Origin of the sequence: Bradyrhizobium daqingense, assembly GCF_021044685.1 — a bacterium.
Taxonomy (GTDB): domain Bacteria; phylum Pseudomonadota; class Alphaproteobacteria; order Rhizobiales; family Xanthobacteraceae; genus Bradyrhizobium; species Bradyrhizobium daqingense.
In genome coordinates, this window is the sequence record NZ_CP088014.1 from 5404056 (window position 1) to 5419425 (window position 15370).

The 15370-nt window shown below is 64.5% G+C and carries 12 protein-coding genes and 1 riboswitch; of the genes, 2 read left to right on the top strand and 10 right to left on the bottom strand.

The window, feature by feature from the left end; all coding sequences use genetic code 11:
- Nucleotides 1-6: 6 nt before the first annotated feature.
- Nucleotides 7-1215, bottom strand: coding sequence for a deoxyguanosinetriphosphate triphosphohydrolase (locus tag LPJ38_RS25600; RefSeq protein ID WP_145639474.1), 1209 nt, complete (start codon nt 1213-1215; stop codon nt 7-9).
- Nucleotides 1216-1325: 110 nt separating this feature from the next.
- Between LPJ38_RS25600 and erpA the strand changes: the two genes are divergently transcribed.
- Nucleotides 1326-1655, top strand: a complete 330-nt coding sequence (gene erpA, locus LPJ38_RS25605) for an iron-sulfur cluster insertion protein ErpA (RefSeq protein ID WP_024342679.1) — start codon at nt 1326-1328, stop codon at nt 1653-1655.
- 12 nt (nt 1656-1667) lie between these two features.
- Here erpA and LPJ38_RS25610 read toward each other — a convergent pair whose 3' ends face one another.
- Nucleotides 1668-3998: a hybrid sensor histidine kinase/response regulator gene (locus LPJ38_RS25610; protein WP_145639475.1), complete on the bottom strand. Its 2331-nt coding sequence runs from the start codon at nt 3996-3998 to the stop codon at nt 1668-1670.
- Between the two features lie 135 nt (nt 3999-4133).
- On the opposite strand from LPJ38_RS25610, the gene xth reads away from it, so the two are divergent.
- Entirely contained in the window at nt 4134-4931 is a 798-nt protein-coding gene (gene xth / locus LPJ38_RS25615) for an exodeoxyribonuclease III (RefSeq protein ID WP_061847975.1), read from the top strand.
- Nucleotides 4932-5048: 117 nt separating this feature from the next.
- On the opposite strand, the gene LPJ38_RS25620 is transcribed toward xth, so the two are convergent.
- The 8 genes from LPJ38_RS25620 to LPJ38_RS25655 form a co-directional block, all read right to left on the bottom strand.
- On the bottom strand, nt 5049-5873 hold the full coding sequence (locus LPJ38_RS25620; protein WP_145639477.1) for a tetratricopeptide repeat protein: 825 nt from the start codon (nt 5871-5873) through the stop codon (nt 5049-5051).
- Nucleotides 5860-7581, bottom strand: coding sequence for a dihydroxy-acid dehydratase (gene ilvD, locus LPJ38_RS25625; protein WP_145639480.1), 1722 nt, complete (start codon nt 7579-7581; stop codon nt 5860-5862). Before ilvD ends, LPJ38_RS25620 begins: the two co-directional genes overlap by 14 nt.
- Nucleotides 7582-9115: 1534 nt before the next feature.
- Entirely contained in the window at nt 9116-9697 is a 582-nt protein-coding gene (locus LPJ38_RS25630) for a hypothetical protein (RefSeq protein ID WP_145639484.1), read from the bottom strand.
- Nucleotides 9698-9767: 70 nt separating this feature from the next.
- Nucleotides 9768-11996 (bottom strand): TonB-dependent receptor, encoded by a 2229-nt coding sequence (locus tag LPJ38_RS25635; RefSeq protein ID WP_145639486.1) that lies wholly within the window; start codon nt 11994-11996, stop codon nt 9768-9770.
- 114 nt (nt 11997-12110) lie between these two features.
- Nucleotides 12111-12325, bottom strand: a riboswitch (cobalamin riboswitch).
- Nucleotides 12326-12389: 64 nt separating this feature from the next.
- Entirely contained in the window at nt 12390-12647 is a 258-nt protein-coding gene (locus tag LPJ38_RS25640; protein ID WP_145639490.1) for a hypothetical protein, read from the bottom strand.
- A 115-nt stretch (nt 12648-12762) separates the two neighbouring features.
- Nucleotides 12763-12978, bottom strand: coding sequence for a hypothetical protein (locus LPJ38_RS25645; RefSeq protein ID WP_145639494.1), 216 nt, complete (start codon nt 12976-12978; stop codon nt 12763-12765).
- A gap of 148 nt (nt 12979-13126) precedes the next feature.
- Nucleotides 13127-13303, bottom strand: a complete 177-nt coding sequence (locus tag LPJ38_RS25650) for a hypothetical protein (protein ID WP_167520657.1) — start codon at nt 13301-13303, stop codon at nt 13127-13129.
- Nucleotides 13304-13429: 126 nt separating this feature from the next.
- A complete protein-coding gene (locus LPJ38_RS25655) occupies nt 13430-15166 on the bottom strand; it encodes an adenylate/guanylate cyclase domain-containing protein (RefSeq protein ID WP_167520658.1) in 1737 nt (578 codons plus the stop codon).
- Nucleotides 15167-15370: the final 204 nt, after the last annotated feature.

The following is a 15370-nucleotide window of genomic DNA, read 5'->3' on the forward strand; positions in this document are numbered from 1 at the left end:
CGCCGCCTAACGCAAATCCGGGGTCGAGTCAAAAAGCCGCTGGTGCTCGGTCAGGGCGAAACGGTCGGTCATTCCGGCAATGAAATTGCCGATCCGGCGGGCCCGGTCGCCCTCATTGTCCGCCTCCGCCCCGAGCAGCCATTCCGGTGGCAGTTCGGATGGCTCCTTCAAATATCTCGCGAACAGGTCGAACAGGATCTGCTCCGCCTCCGCCATCACCCGCATCACTCGCTTGTGACGGTACATGTGCTGGTACAGGAAGCGCTTGATGGCGGCCTCCTCCTCAGCGACCTCCGCAGGAAACGTGACCAGAGCCCGGCTCAGCTGGCGGACATCCTGGGCCGATTGCGGCTTGAGCGCCGCAAGGTTCTTCCGGGCCTCAGCGAACACCGCACCGATCAGGTGCGAGATCAGCTCGCGCACCAGCTCGGCGCCACGCCTGACGTCTTCGAGATCGGGATAATGCGCCGAGGTCTCGGCGATGATCTCCGCCGTCAGCGGCATCACCTTGAGATCGTCGAGGTGGAACAGACCGGCGCGCAGGCCGTCATCGATGTCGTGGGCGTCATAGGCGATGTCGTCGGCGATCGCGGCGACTTGGGCCTCCAGCGAGGCGAAGCTCCACAATTCGAGATCATAGGTCCTGATGTAGTCGGCGATCCCGACGGGAATTCCGTGCTCGCGGTAGCGCCCGGTGGGCGCGCCGCTGCGATCGGTCAGCGGGCCGTTATGCTTGACGATGCCCTCCAGCGACTCCCAGGTCAGGTTCAGACCGTCGAACTCGGGGTAACGGTGCTCCAGCGCGGCGACGACGCGGAGCGTTTGGGCGTTGTGGTCGAAGCCGCCGAACGCCTTCAGGCAAGCGTCCAGCGCCCGCTCGCCGGCATGGCCGAACGGCGGATGGCCGAGGTCGTGCGCCAGCGCCAGGGTCTCAGTGAGGTCCTCGTCGAGGCCGAGTTGCCGGGCCAGTGCGCGGGCGATCTGCGCCACCTCCAGCGAATGGGTCAGCCGGGTGCGATAATGGTCGCCCTCATGGAACACGAACACCTGGGTCTTGTACTTCAGGCGGCGGAACGCCGTGGAATGGATGACCCGGTCGCAATCCCGCCGGAACGGGCTGCGGGTCCGACTCGGGGGCTCGGCCACCAGCCGGCCGCGGCTGCGATCGGGGTCGCAAGCATAGGGCGCGCGGGGGGCTGCCATTCCGACGGACACGGCGAATTTAGTCCCTATCCATTTGATTCTGCGTATGGTGGCACTTAACTATGTCGGGCGCGGGATACCAAATGAATTGGGTATGACTGCGGGACTATCGGAGACGAACGATGACGACTGCCGTGACCATCAGCGACCGGGCCGCGCGCCGGATTGGGGAGATACTCAAGGGCGAAGGTTCGGGTGCGATGCTGCGCATTTCGGTCGAGGGCGGCGGCTGCTCCGGCTTTCAGTACAAGTTCGACATCGACCGCGCCCGCACCGACGACGATCTCGTGATCGAACAGGACAACGCGGTGGTGCTGGTCGATTCGGCCTCGCAGCCGTTCCTGGCGGGATCGCAGGTCGATTTCGTCGACGACCTGATCGGCGCCTCGTTCCGCGTCAACAATCCCAATGCGACCGCATCCTGCGGCTGCGGGACCAGCTTCTCGGTCTAAGCGCGGAAATAATTACACACCCGTCGCCTGCCTTTCCTCGTCCGTCCATTCGACCGCGACGGGCATCAGGTCCGGCTGCAGCGGTGCGTCCTCCGACATGACGTAGCCGTCCAGCGCGCGCAGGAGTGCAGCGATCAGCGCCGGCTTGCGCAGCGGCTTGGCGAGGAAGTCCGACATGCCGGCTTCGCGGCAAATCCTGACGTCCTCGGGGAACGCATTGGCGGTGAGCGCCACGATCGGCAAGGTTTCGAACCGGTCGCCTTGCGCACGGATCGCGCGGGTCGCGGCCAGTCCGTCCATGTCGGGCATGCGCACGTCCATCAGCACGATATCGTGGTCGCCATCGGAAGCTGCCGCGACCGCCTGCACGCCGTCGGTGACGACGCGCAGCTCGACCTCGAAGGCCCCCAACATCTTGCTCACGACCATGCGGTTGACGGCGTCGTCCTCCGCAACCAACACCCTCAGCGGCCGGTCGAGGTCGGCGATGCGGGCCCTCAGCTCCTCGGCGGCATCGCGGCCGGCATCCTGATCGGATGCCTGCGCCTGGCTCCAGGGTAGCACCAGCGTGAAGCGGAAAGCCGAGCCCTCGCCCGGCGTCGAGGTGACGCCGATGGTGCCGCCCATCTGCTCGATGATGCGCCTGGAGATCGCAAGGCCAAGGCCGGTGCCGCCGAAGCGGCGGCTGATCGAGGCGTCGGCCTGGGCGAAATCGCTGAAGAGCTCACCGAGCTTTTCGGGGGCGATGCCGATGCCGGTGTCGGTCACCGTCCATTCGACGGTCGCCAGCAGATCGCGCCGCGCCTGGCAGGTGGCCGAAATCGTCACCTCGCCTTCGTCGGTGAACTTCACCGCGTTGGACACGAGGTTGAGCAGCACCTGGCGGATGCGCGCGACGTCGCCGCGCAGCGTCGGCGGCAGGTTCGGATCGAGCGCGACCCTGACTGTGAACCCCTTGTTCTTGGCGCTCGCGCGCCCCACCGTCGCGACGGCTTCGACCAGCGCCTGCGGCGCGAAATCGATCGCCTCGAATTGGAAGCGGCCGGCCTCGAGCTTGGACAGGTCGAGGATGTCGTTGAGGATGCGCTGGAGATTGTCGCCGGACTCGCGGATCGTGGTGACGGCCTCGCGCTGCTCCGGATCGAGCTTGGTCTCCAGCAGCATGCTGGCGAGCCCGAGCACGCCGTTCATCGGCGTGCGGATTTCGTGGCTCATCACCGCGAGGAAGTCGGACTTGGCGCGACTCTCGGCCTCGGCCTTTTCCGCGCGCCAGCGTTCGGTGACGTCGCGGCCGAAGCCGCGATAGCCGAGGAAATGACCGTCGCGATCGTGGGCCGGCTTCGCCGTCAGCGACCACAGCCGCGCCTCGCCGCCGGCAACGACCTTCAGGTTCATCTCGTGCAGCGGCTCGGCCTGCTCCATCAGGCCCACGATGTTGTAGGCAGCCGTCTTGTCCTCGGGGCAGAGCATGTCGAGCACGTCGGCGAAATGCGATCCCTTGAGCAGCGGAAGCGGCAGCTGTGCGACGGCGGCGAAGCGTTCGGGCACCTCGACCAAGCGTCCCTCGGCATCGGTCTGCCACAGCCAGTCGCTGGCATTCTCCTGAAAGTCCTTGAGCAGCAGCGAGATGATCTCGGTCTGCCGCTCGAGCTCGAGCTGGGCCTTGAGATTGCCGAGGAAGAGGTTGCCTTGGGAGACGATGTTGCGCGCCATGAAGAACGCGAACAGCAGCAGGAACACCGCGGTGACGAGATAGGGACCGGTGCCGCACAGCAGCAGCGCGCCGACGCAGGCGATCGTCACGGTGGCGAGATAGACGAGGCCGGCCCGCGGAAAGGTCGACAGCATGAATGCGCCACCGGACATCATCCCGACCATGAGGCAAGCCAGGATGAGCTGGCTGGTCGGCTCGACGCGGCTGAACAGGGCTAGCGGCAGCGTGCCCCAGATCGCGGCGAGGAAGAACGCCTGTCGCAGCATCTGCCGCGCGGCGCGTGGCGAGGCCTCTTGCGGCGGGTTTCGATGCGACCTCCGCCACGCGCGCACCGCGAGCGAGGCGGTGGCGGCGAGTGTCAGGCCCCAGATCGCGAGGAAGTCGTTCCAGCCCCGGCCCCAGAACAGGATCAGCACGATGCCGACATTGAGCATGGTCACGGCCATCGTCACCGGGATCAGCCGCGTCACCGCGTCTATCTGCTTGGCGCGGATGCGCCGCAGCTCGCGCTCGCTGAGATCGGCGGTCAGGCCGTCCTCGATCTCGAAGCCGCCGAGCCAGTACAGGAACGCGCCGACCAGGCCGTCTCGCGGCTCAGTTCGCTTCATGGATTTGTCCGGCCATCCCATCGGTGGAACCCTTGCGCAAATCCATGCCCCGGCGCGCGCTTAAGGCGGGTTAATTTTGTGGGAGATTTTGCGGCGTCCTTGACGGGCGCGTTGGCAGTTTGTTCTAACCATGGCCCCTGCCCGGAGCCCGCCGACATGCCCATCAGAGTAGCCACCTGGAACGTGAACTCGGTCCGGCAGCGGATCGACCTGCTCCTGAGCTGGCTGAAGGAGTGCCAGCCGGACATCGTCTGCCTCCAGGAGATCAAATGCGTCGACGAGGCCTTCCCGCGGCTGGAGATCGAGGCGCTGGGTTACAATGTGGTGACGCACGGGCAGAAGACCTTCAACGGCGTCGCCCTGCTCTCTAAGCTCCGGTTCGACGAGACCAAGTCGGGGCTGGCCGGCGACGATGAGGATGCCCACGCCCGCTTCCTCGAAGGGGTGGTGACGCTCAAGAGCGGCGTACTGCGCATCGCCTGCCTCTATCTGCCCAACGGCAATCCGGTCGGGACCGAGAAATATCCCTACAAGCTCAAATGGATGTCGCGGCTTCTTGAGTACTCGAAGGAACGCCTCAAGACCGAGGAGCCGCTGATCCTTGCCGGCGACTTCAACGTCATCCCGCACGCCCGTGACGTCCACAACCCCGCCGCCTGGACCGAGGACGCCCTGTTCAAGGCCGAGACCCGCGAGAGCTTTCAATCCTTGCTCGGCCTCGGCCTGACCGATGCCTTGCGCGCCGTCACCGACGAGCCCGGGCTCTATACGTTCTGGGACTACCAGGCCGGCGCCTGGCAGAAAAACCAGGGCCTGCGGATCGACCATCTGCTGCTGTCGCCGCAGGCCAGCGACAAGCTCGCCAATGTCGGGATCGACAGCTATGTGCGGGCTTGGGAGAAGCCGTCGGACCACGTGCCGGTATGGGCGGATCTCGATCTCGAGGCGGCTTGAACCAATTCGCGTAGTCATTCCGGGGCGGCTCGAAGAGCCGAACCTCAGGTGCGCAACTGCGCACCGGGGAATCTCGAGATTCCGGGTTCGATGCTTCGCATCGCCCCGGAATAGTGATTACTCCCGGCGGCCCTGCACCCATTGCTCCAGCATTTGCAGGGCCATGGCGCGGTCGTCGTCGGAGGCCTTGGCGAAGGCGCGGTTGTAGCTTTCCTTGATCCAAACTTCTTCAGCGCCGGCGCTGTCACGCGCCAGGGTCAGCCACATCAGGCCGCGCGCAGCCTGCCGCGGCAGCCGGTCGCCGTTGAACAGCATCTGGCCGAGCAGCGCCTGGGCCTGATGCTGGCCCTTCTGGGCGGCAAGGCCGAGCCAGCGTGCGCCGTAGCGGAAATCCTCGCGCGAGGCGTCCGGCGTCTTCAGGTACAGCCGCGCCAGATCGTACTGCGCGTCGGCGTTGCCGAAATAGGACGCGGCATAGGAGAACATCTCCCGCGCCCGATCCGGATCCGACTTGACCTTCGAGTTCGGGATACCGCTCAGATAGTACCGGCCGAGCGCGACGAAGGCGTTGGCCACGATCTGTGCCTGCGGCGCCGACGGGCTGTCCTCGGCATGCGCGTTGGCGATGCGGCTGAAATATTCGAAGGCGCGCAGATCGTCCTGGGCGACGCCGTCGCCATTGGCGTACATGCGGCCGAGCTTCCATTGCGCGATGGGGTGACCGCCCTCGGCGGCATATTGCAGCGCGGTGAGCGAAGTTTCCTGGGTGGCGACCACCGGCGGAACCTTGGTGCGAACCGCGGCTGCGGCGCCAGGCAGGGTGGTCACGACGGGGATGGCAGCGTCCTTGTTGACCGGCGCACCGTCAAAGGCGAGCGCCGGCGCGGCCAGCGCTATAGCCCCCAACACAAACGCAACTTTGGCACGCCTAGATGTCCGCATAGCACTGTTTCTCGTGCGCGCCGCCCGGATGGGTTACTGCCCCACCGACCGCTGGTCCAACCTGCTGAGCATATTTCCAAAGCGCACCCGACGTATGGTTAGTCGCGCGAGCGCTCCATTTGGTCTTGCGTTGGGCAAGCTCCTGGTCGCTCAATTTTACGTCAAGGGTACCGGCGACGGCATCGATCTCGATGATGTCGCCATCCTCGAGCAGCCCGATCGGGCCGCCGATCGCGGCCTCGGGGCCGACATGGCCGATGCAGAAGCCCCGGGTGGCACCGGAGAAGCGGCCGTCGGTGATGAGCGCGATCTTGCCGCCCATGCCTTGGCCGGTCAGCGCTGCGGTGGTCTGGAGCATTTCCCGCATGCCGGGGCCGCCCTTGGGCCCCTCGTAGCGGATCACGATGACTTCGCCTTCGCGGTAGGTGCGGTTCTGGACGGCCTCGAAAGCATCCTCCTCACGGTCGAAGCACCTGGCCGGACCGGTAAACCTGAGGTTGGACATTCCCGCGACTTTCACGATCGCACCTTCTGGCGCCAAATTGCCCTTCAGACCCACCACACCGCCGGTGACGGTGATCGGCTTGTCCGCCGGGTGCACCACGTCTTGGTGCGGATTCCACTTCACGCTTTTGAGGTTTTCGGCGATCGTTCGACCGGTGACCGTAATGCAGTCGCCGTGGAGAAATCCGTTGTCGAGCAGCGTCTTCATCAGAAGCGGTATGCCACCTACTTCAAACATGTCTTTGGCGACATAACGGCCGCCCGGCTTCAAATCCGCGACATATGGTGTCTTTTTGAAGATTTCGGCGACGTCGAACAGGTCGAACTTGATACCCGCCTCATGCGCGATCGCCGGTAGGTGCAGCGCAGCATTGGTCGAGCCGCCGGACGCCGCCACCACGGCAGCCGCATTCTCCAGCGCCTTGCGCGTGACGATGTCGCGCGGCCGGAGGTTCTGAGCGATCAGGTCCATGACCTTCTCGCCCGCGGTCATGCAGAACGCGTCGCGGATTTCGTACGGTGCGGGCGCACCCGCCGAGTACGGCAGCGCAAGGCCGATGGCCTCGGAGACGGTCGCCATCGTGTTGGCGGTGAACTGCGCGCCGCAGGCGCCCGCCGACGGGCAGGCCACGCGCTCGATCTCGTCGAGATCCTCGTCCGACATGGCGCCGACCGAATGCTTGCCGACGGCCTCGAACATGTCCTGGACGGTGACCTGCTGCCCGCGGAAATTGCCCGGCAGGATCGAGCCGCCATAGATGAAGATCGAGGGCACGTTGAGGCGGACCATCGCCATCATCATGCCCGGCAGCGACTTGTCGCAGCCAGCGAGGCCGACCAGCGCGTCATAGGCATGGCCGCGCACGGTCAGCTCGACGGAGTCGGCGATGCATTCGCGCGACGGCAGCGAGGAGCGCATGCCGTCATGGCCCATGGCGATGCCGTCGGTCACGGTGATGGTGCAGAATTCGCGCGGCGTGCCGCCGGCCGACGCCACGCCCTTCTTGACGGCCTGCGCCTGGCGCATCAGGGCGATGTTGCAGGGAGCCGCCTCATTCCAGCAGGAGGCGACGCCGACGAACGGCTGGTGGATCTGCTCGGTGGTCAGACCCATCGCGTAGAAGTAGGACCGATGCGGCGCGCGCGGAGGGCCTTCCGTCACGTGACGGCTCGGTAGCCTCTGCTTGTCAATCTTGGCGCCCATCGCAACCAGTTTCCTCGGCCAACCCTTTCAGACCCGAAAAATCAGAGCCAAGATTTGAATCGACCTTGGGATTTCCGTGCTGTCGAGGACTGCCGCTGCTCCTAAAACATTAGAGCGATTTTATTCACGTTCGGGTGTGGCCAAAAAGCGGCGTTGATACGAACGGCCGGTGATGAAGGTTAAATCCGGGATGGGTGTTGCGTAGACAGCACAATCGTTACCGGGAAGACACGGATGTCGCTACTTTGATACCTCCGTCTAGAGCCGATTCACCACCCTTTGATTCAGCGTGCGGATGCAGAGGCCTAAGCCGAGTCGCGTACACACTCCTGCAGGTCGATGGCCGCTGCTGGATGGAGCAAGGCAAGTGGTCGCGGTTCACGACCATGTCCCGGACAAGCCGCGACGCCATAGCGTGTCGACGACGCGCGCGTGAACGCGCTTTCGCGTTGCGGCGCTGAGCCGGGACCCAGGGTGGCAGGGGCATGCGGAGAGATGGGCCCCGGCTCTGCAGCGCATCGTCGAAGGGACGCTGCGCTGCGTCCGGGGCACGGGAGCGAAATGTGGCGCGACTCTCTCCACATCGTCATTGCGAGGAGCCCTTGCGACGAAGCAATCCAGAGTCTTTCCGTGGAGGGATTCTGGATTGCTTCGTCGCTTCGCTCCTCGCAATGACGGAGTATGTGGCGATAGCTGGCTCTCTCTCTAACCTCCGCTGTCATTCCCCGCCACCGGGTCTCGCCTTCGGCGAGCCCGATGACAGGCTCCAGCGGGGAATCCAGTACGCCGCGGCGTCTCGATCAATCACTGCTATCTCGGAGTACTGGATCGTCCGGTCAAGCCGGACGATGACAGTGAGTGTGTGGCTGCAGACATGCCCTCGCAGCCTCGCGGCGCATTTCGCCCGAGCTTTGCTTGATCGCTCCACCCTCTAAAGCCAAGAGGGTGCAGGGAAGGCCGGGTGCCGGCGGCACCCGCGGTCCGCTGCGCAAAAGCACACGCAGGAAGAACCGCACAGCAGCATACAGGTGAAGCCCAACACACGGCCTTCCCTGCGCGATGGTCGGACGGCTTATGCCGTGCTCTCCCGGGAGCCGAGTTCCTTCTGGCCTCCCTCACCCTTGCGAAATTCACCAGCCCTGCGCCGGTTGACGCAGATGCCGCCTCCGCAAGAGCTTGACCGTAGCAACGACGGCCAGGACCACACGGTTTTGCCGTACGCACGGTTCGTTGACGCCACAGGGTCCGGCGGCGTTGTGCACCTTGCCACCGGAATATGACGCGACGAACCTGACAGCGCCGCTCGTCCACGCGATGCGAAGGGTTCACGGAGAGCAATCCGCCCTGCCCTTGGCTTTCGCACACGACGCTGCTGCGTCCACCGCAAGCCCGGCTCTGCGATCACACGACAACATGACCGCCCCTCAAGGGTGAGCCGGGATGCGCATCACATACGCCAATTCCGAATTTCGGTAAATCGGAATATTTTTCCGAATCCGGATTGACAGAGGTCGACACAGGCGCGGCGGACCGCTCAGGCCGACATCGCTTCCTTGCGCCGGAGCGGATCGACAAGACGTAGGATCTCGCACGCGGCGACGAGGCCGGCGAGCCATGCGGCGCTGGTCAGCCCGATGCGCGTCAAAATGGCTGCCGTGAAGGCGCCCTCGCCGCCCAGCAACGGCGTCGCGGCAAGCAGCACGAGCTCATAGGCCGCATAGGCGGCGACGAACGTCACGGTCAGCACCAGCGGCGTGCGTCCCTGCGGCAGCGTCCGCAGCACGGCGGACGACACTGCTGTGGCCAGCAGCGCAGCCATACCGATGGCAAGACCCCAGGCCGTGGTGCTGCCGTCCACTGGATAATGCAGCGCGCCGAAGCCGATGGTCTGGTTCACGAGCCAGGCGCCGGTGACGACGAGCAGCGCGGGACGCAGCGGCAGCATCGCGGCCGCGAGAACCGCGAAGGCCGCAAAGGGCGTCGCGCAAGCCAGCGCGAAGCTCGCGAGCGCGCACGACGCCGTCAGCAGCGCCAGGCAGAACAGCGGCGCAAGGCGTGGCGGCACAGGATGAAGCCGCAAACGGTCGGCGTGAGACGGCAGGATGCTGCGAGCCATGGTTGATCTCCTTCTTTTCGTATTCTAGTCGGTTTGAGAGCTTGTGACAGCCCCGGGTGCAGAGCCTTGATCAGAACGTAGCGCCGGCCTTGAGCAGATAGGTGCGGCCGGGCAGCGGATAGGCGCTGAAGCGGCCGTCGGTGAACGTGCTTGCGATCGCATAATCGTAGTAGAGCGCGTTCAGCACGTTGTTGACGCTGAGCGACCAGAAATAGCGCTCATATTGACCGCTGAGCTTGAGGTCGATCGTGCCGTTGGCTGGGATCGGCTTCTGGGTTCCTGCCTGGTCGTTGTCCATGCGGCGCTCGCTCCAGAAGCGCGCGGTCGCATCGAGCACCACGTAGTTCTGCCAGATGTGCCAGGTGAGACCCGCGCTCGCGGTGTAGCGCGAGACCAGAGGCACGTCGTTGCCAGCCCAGACGCCCTCGCGGAAAACCGCCCTCGTATAGGCCACTCCGGAGCGCAGCAGCAGGGCGTCGTTGACGCGATAGGAGACACTGGTCTCCGAGCCGTAACGGCGGGTCGGATCGAGATTGGTGTTGTAGAACAGGATCGGATTGAAATGGACCTCGTTGGTGAGATCCATCAGATAGAGGCTGCTCTGCATCTGAAGACCGCCTCCCCTGATGCGCAGCCCGCCCTCGACATCCTGCGAGGTCTGGGTCTTGAGCTGGAACGTCTGCGGGAGCGGATTGAAGAAGGGATCGAATGAGGGTCCCGACGACACGCGCTCGTCGACATCAGGCGTGCGGAACGCCCGCGCGGCGCGGCCGAACAGCGAGACCATGTCGTTGAGGCGATGCTCGGCACCGAAATGCAACGCATATTGGGTCTCGTCGCTCCGCAGCGGTAGCGCGCCGATGTCGGCGTTGAACGGAGCCATCGGATCAAAATTGTCGCGTGCCGCGAGATGGATGCTCTGCACCCGCGCGCCGTAGGAGATGTCGGTCGTCGGCATCACACCCAGCGCGTGCTGGAAATAGCCCGCGACCGTCTGCTGCCTGAGGTCGTAATTGTGCCAGGGAGCAAGACCCTGGCCGGCACCGCGGTTCTGCCGGAAGCTCGCATCGTAATAGTCGACGCCGGTCAGGAGCTGCGACGGCATGCCGAACGCCAAGCTCTTCACGCTGAGCCGCGGCGTGATCGACCAGGTCGTCAGCTCGGCGTCGACATAGGTCGAGGTGAAGAAGGCAGGCACCGGCGTCGGACTGGAGAAGAACGCACTCTGTTGCTTCTTGTTGCGCATGCCGCCATCGACGATGAGATCGACGCCATTCACCAGGGTCTTGGTGAGGCCCGTTGTTGCGCCAAATCCCTGCTGGTTGGCATAGTTGAAGGGGGTGCTGGTCCCCCTTCGGTTGGTCGCGACCTCGTCGAGGCCGATGGAGGGATCGACGGTGCGGCCGCCCGGCAGTCGCAGCTCCTGATTATCGCCGGTAACCGTCAGGAAAGCGGTCAGGCCTGGCGTCGTGTAATTGAGATTGCCGACGCCGTTCTGCTGGGAATAACGATTATTGTCGCGATAGCCATCGGTCTTGACGGTATTGCCGTAAAACGAGGTCGACCACGGACCCGAATTGAGGGACGTCGAGACATTACCGAGCCTGGCGTTGAACGAGCCGAAGCCGGCCTCGATGCGCGCGGCGACCGGCGGTCCGCCGGCACCGTTCCCGGTGACGATGTTGATGACGCCGCCGACCGCATTGTCGCCATAGAGCACCGCGCCGGAATTGCCCCGGGTGATCTCGATGCGCTCGATCGCGTTGAGCGGGATGGTGGATAGGTCCACCTGCGTCATGTCGATGTCGTTCAGCCGCCGCCCATTGATCAGCACCAGCGTGTTGGCGTTGGCGAAGGCGCCGAAGCCGCGCAGGTCGACGCTGGTCTTGGCGCCAATCTGGCTGCCATAAAACGTTGTGAGCTGGGCGCCCGCGACTTGGCCCCCGATGATCTCGGCAAGCGTCAGCGACGGCGAATGAGCGATGTCCGCGGCCGTGATGACGGTCGTGGCGGCGCCGACGATACCTCCATCGTTGGCGGCCGCCTCGCCGCCCGAGCCGGACGAGCCGGTTCCCGTCGACGCGACGTTCGGCGTCGTCCGGCGCCTGCCGGTATCGCCATTGCCGGTCGCTCTGGCGCGCGTTCGGTTCTGATCGGTGGGGCTCGTCACCTCGACCGGCGGCAGTCGCTCGACGGCGGCCTGCTGCGCGCGGGCGATTGAGGGATCGAGCAAAGCAAGGGAAACGGCTGCAACGATGCCGGCGCAGGGGCGCCGGGCCGCAGAGAAAACAAAAGGCACAGTTTAAACCTCGGCATGACGTCAGTGGCACGTCACAGCGAACGAGGCTCTATGGCGGAGCGATCTATTGCTCCGGTGAAGCCAATGTCTGTACTCCCCGACCGACATCTTCGCGTGTGACCACGGCTGACGGCAGGTCTCCTGGCTCGCGGGTCGTTACCTCTGCGTCGCCTTCCCAGGACCGAGTTTCCCAGTGGCACAGGACGAGAGATTCACCGCTTACAGTTGCGGGGGCAGCCGTGGCGTTGAAAAAATCCCGACGTAGGGGACATCTCGCACCACATTCCCTTTTGATCTCCGAAAGGAGAACCGTCAGCGGCCAATCTAGGGGGCGCCCACGCCGGGGTCAATCGACGGTTGCAATGCCCGCGTGCAATGCGATCGGCCGGGTTCCTATGTCCGTCCCCTTGGGCGCTGGGCCTGGGCCCAGGCGATGGCGACGTCACGAGGTGGGACGTCGATGCGCTTGATCGGTGTCAACTCGCCGGAGGCCGAGACGATCGCTGTCTCCTCGCGGCGGCAGCGCGGGCACACGAAACGGACCTCGTGCGGGGATGCCGACCAGCTTGAACGTTTCACGTTGGCGGCCATCGGCCAGGCATCGCATTGCGAGCACGATACCAGGAACCGGCCGGGATCGAGCATACCCATTCCATCGGACTCCGCGTCCTGCCCGCTCCTTCAATGATTAATCCATGTGAATCGTTCCGGTGCCCGAGCACCGGCAGCGCCATGTCTGCTGCGAACCCGTGATCCGCCGGTCCGCTCAGCGAGCCCCCTTGAGGGTACAGGACGTTGAGCAGGTGACCGTGGTGCCACGATCGCACGCTTTGCAGGCGTTGACGCACTGCTTCATGTCGCGCGGATTGTAGCTGTAGTTTCGCAACGGGCAGGATGAGACCGAGGTCGAGCCAGTGATGTCCTGCCCTTGATCGCAGGCCGCCGTCATGAGCGCAAACATGATCACTGCAACGAGGCGCATGGGATTGCCCTGTCAGCACGACAACGACACTCGCGAGGAACGCTGCATCGCAACGAACCCCGGCCTTCCCACTACGGGTATCGCCGGTCAGCGACGCCCGCATGCACCCGAGGATGCGCGCCAAACGTTAAGAAGGGATTGCCACCGGTCAGGCCGCAGCTCTGGCTGCAATCACCTGTCGCATATCCACCGCCAGCTGGCGGTACTGTTCGCCGAGCTTCAGGTAGAATTCGCGCTTGTTGCTGTCGGTGGCGAGCTTGGCAATCAGCTCGCATTCGGCGGTGAGCGTCTCGAACCGTTCCAGCCTGTCATGAAGATCTGTCATCGGCGTGTCCCCATCAAACGCCACAAGGGACACTTAACGTAAGCCCGGGAAATAGGTCACGGCGAACATCGTTATCGACTAGAACCGTTTTTTCCCGACGCAGCGACGCCAGCTCGATAAGGACGGCTATTTCTGGTCCAGCCGCCAGGCGCCGTCCCACCCATTGCCCGGCGAATTAGCCTCGAACTGCGCGATGCGGCCGAGCAGCGTACGCGAAGGGCCGTCACCAGGTACCGCTTCGAGCGCCGCGTTGAAGGCGGCGCGGGCGTCGCCGAAGCGCTGCGCACGATAGGCGGCAAGACCTTCGGCATAGTGCGTGCGCAGGCTCGCTTGCGGACCGGTGAGCGCGCCGGCCCTGCCCATCACCTCGAAGATCGCCTGCGGTGCACTCTGGCCGGCGACCGCGATGCGATCGATCTCACGCAGCTCGAGCTGCGCGCCGATTGCGTCCGCGGTCGCCTGCGCAACCAGGATGCGCGTGCCGTAGGCCTTGTTGGCGGCCTCCAGCCGCGAGGCGAGATTCACGGCGTCGCCCATCACGGTGAAGCTCATCATCAGCTCGGAGCCGATGCTGCCGGTCAGGACCTCGCCGGTGGCGATGCCGATGCGCAGGTCGCACGGCGCCGGCATGGCGCGGATGCCGAGCAGATCCGGCAGCTGCTTCTGGAGCGCAGGCACTTGATCGGCCATCTCGATGGCGGCAAGGCCGGCGAGCGCCGCCTGCTCGTCCTCCTCAATGAAGGGCGGGCCCCAATAGGACATGATGGCGTCGCCGATATATTTGTCGATGACGCCGCGATTGCTGCGGATCGGACCGGACATCACCGTGAAGTAGTGGTTCATCACCTTGACGAGTCCGCGCGGGGTCATGCCCTCGCTCATCGAGGTGAAGCCGCTCATGTCGCAGAACATGATGGTCATGACCCGGCGCTGGCCTTCGATGGCGACCTCCGGCCGGTCGATCAGGCCCTGCACGACCTTGGGATCGATGTAGCGACCGAAGGTCTCACGGATGCGTTCGTTGTGACGCAGCTGCTCGATCATGCGGTTGAAGGCCGCGGCAAGCTCGCCGATCTCGTCCTGCGTCGAGACGCTGATCGGCTTGTCGAACCGGCCCGCCTCGACCTCTCGGGTCCCGGCGAGCAACAACCGGACCGGGCGCGTGATGCCACTGCTCACCAGGAGCGCAAAGGCAAATCCGACGATCGCTGCGAGCAAGGTCACAATGCCCGACACGATGATCGCCTGATGCTGCTGGCTGATCACCTGCGACGTGCTGAAGAAGACCTGCGTCAGCATGTCGCCGCGGATCGCGTCGATCTTCTGATTGAAATGGTCTCGCAGCACGTCGAGGTGCTCCAGCGTGGTGCGGGCCTGCTCCATCTGTTTGGCGTCGACCTGCTTGACCAGCTTGCCGTGTTCCTCGTTCAGATCGCGGCGCAGCTCGGTGACGGCGGTCTCGATACGGAGCTCGATGCGCGCCAGCGCGGCATTGTCGGAGTACGTCCTGGGATCGTCGATAATCGCGTTGATGAGCTTGCGCGCAGCCTCGGCCTCCTCCTCGATCTTCCGATCCGATTGCTCGAACTCACGCAGGCGGGCCGCATAGGCCTCCTCGTCGGAAGGCGACTGCATCTTGGTCATGACCATGCGCCGCAGCGCCAGCGCCCGCTCCAGCGAGCGGATATTGGCGCGCGCCAGATGGCCATAGGCGGGGATGTAGCGGTTGGTCAGCTCGTCCAGGAGAATGCCGACCTTGCTCGACATCACCATCGACAGAATCGAGGTGACCAGCATCAGGACGATCAATCCGAGGGCGATGCCGACGATCTTGCGCCGGATCGACTGGTTGAAAATCGGCATAGGTGCAGGGCAAAGGCTGGAGAATGGAAAGATGGAACTCAATACACCGGAATCGACGGCGGGAGCACGCGCAATCTGGCCGACGTCCTGGACGAGGCGCAACCGTCGCGGGAGCCCTAATCGTTAACAAAGGTTAAAGGCGCTGCCTTTTGCGCGATTTCGGAAGTTCCCGAGTTCCTATCCGTATTTTGCCGCATTGTTGCG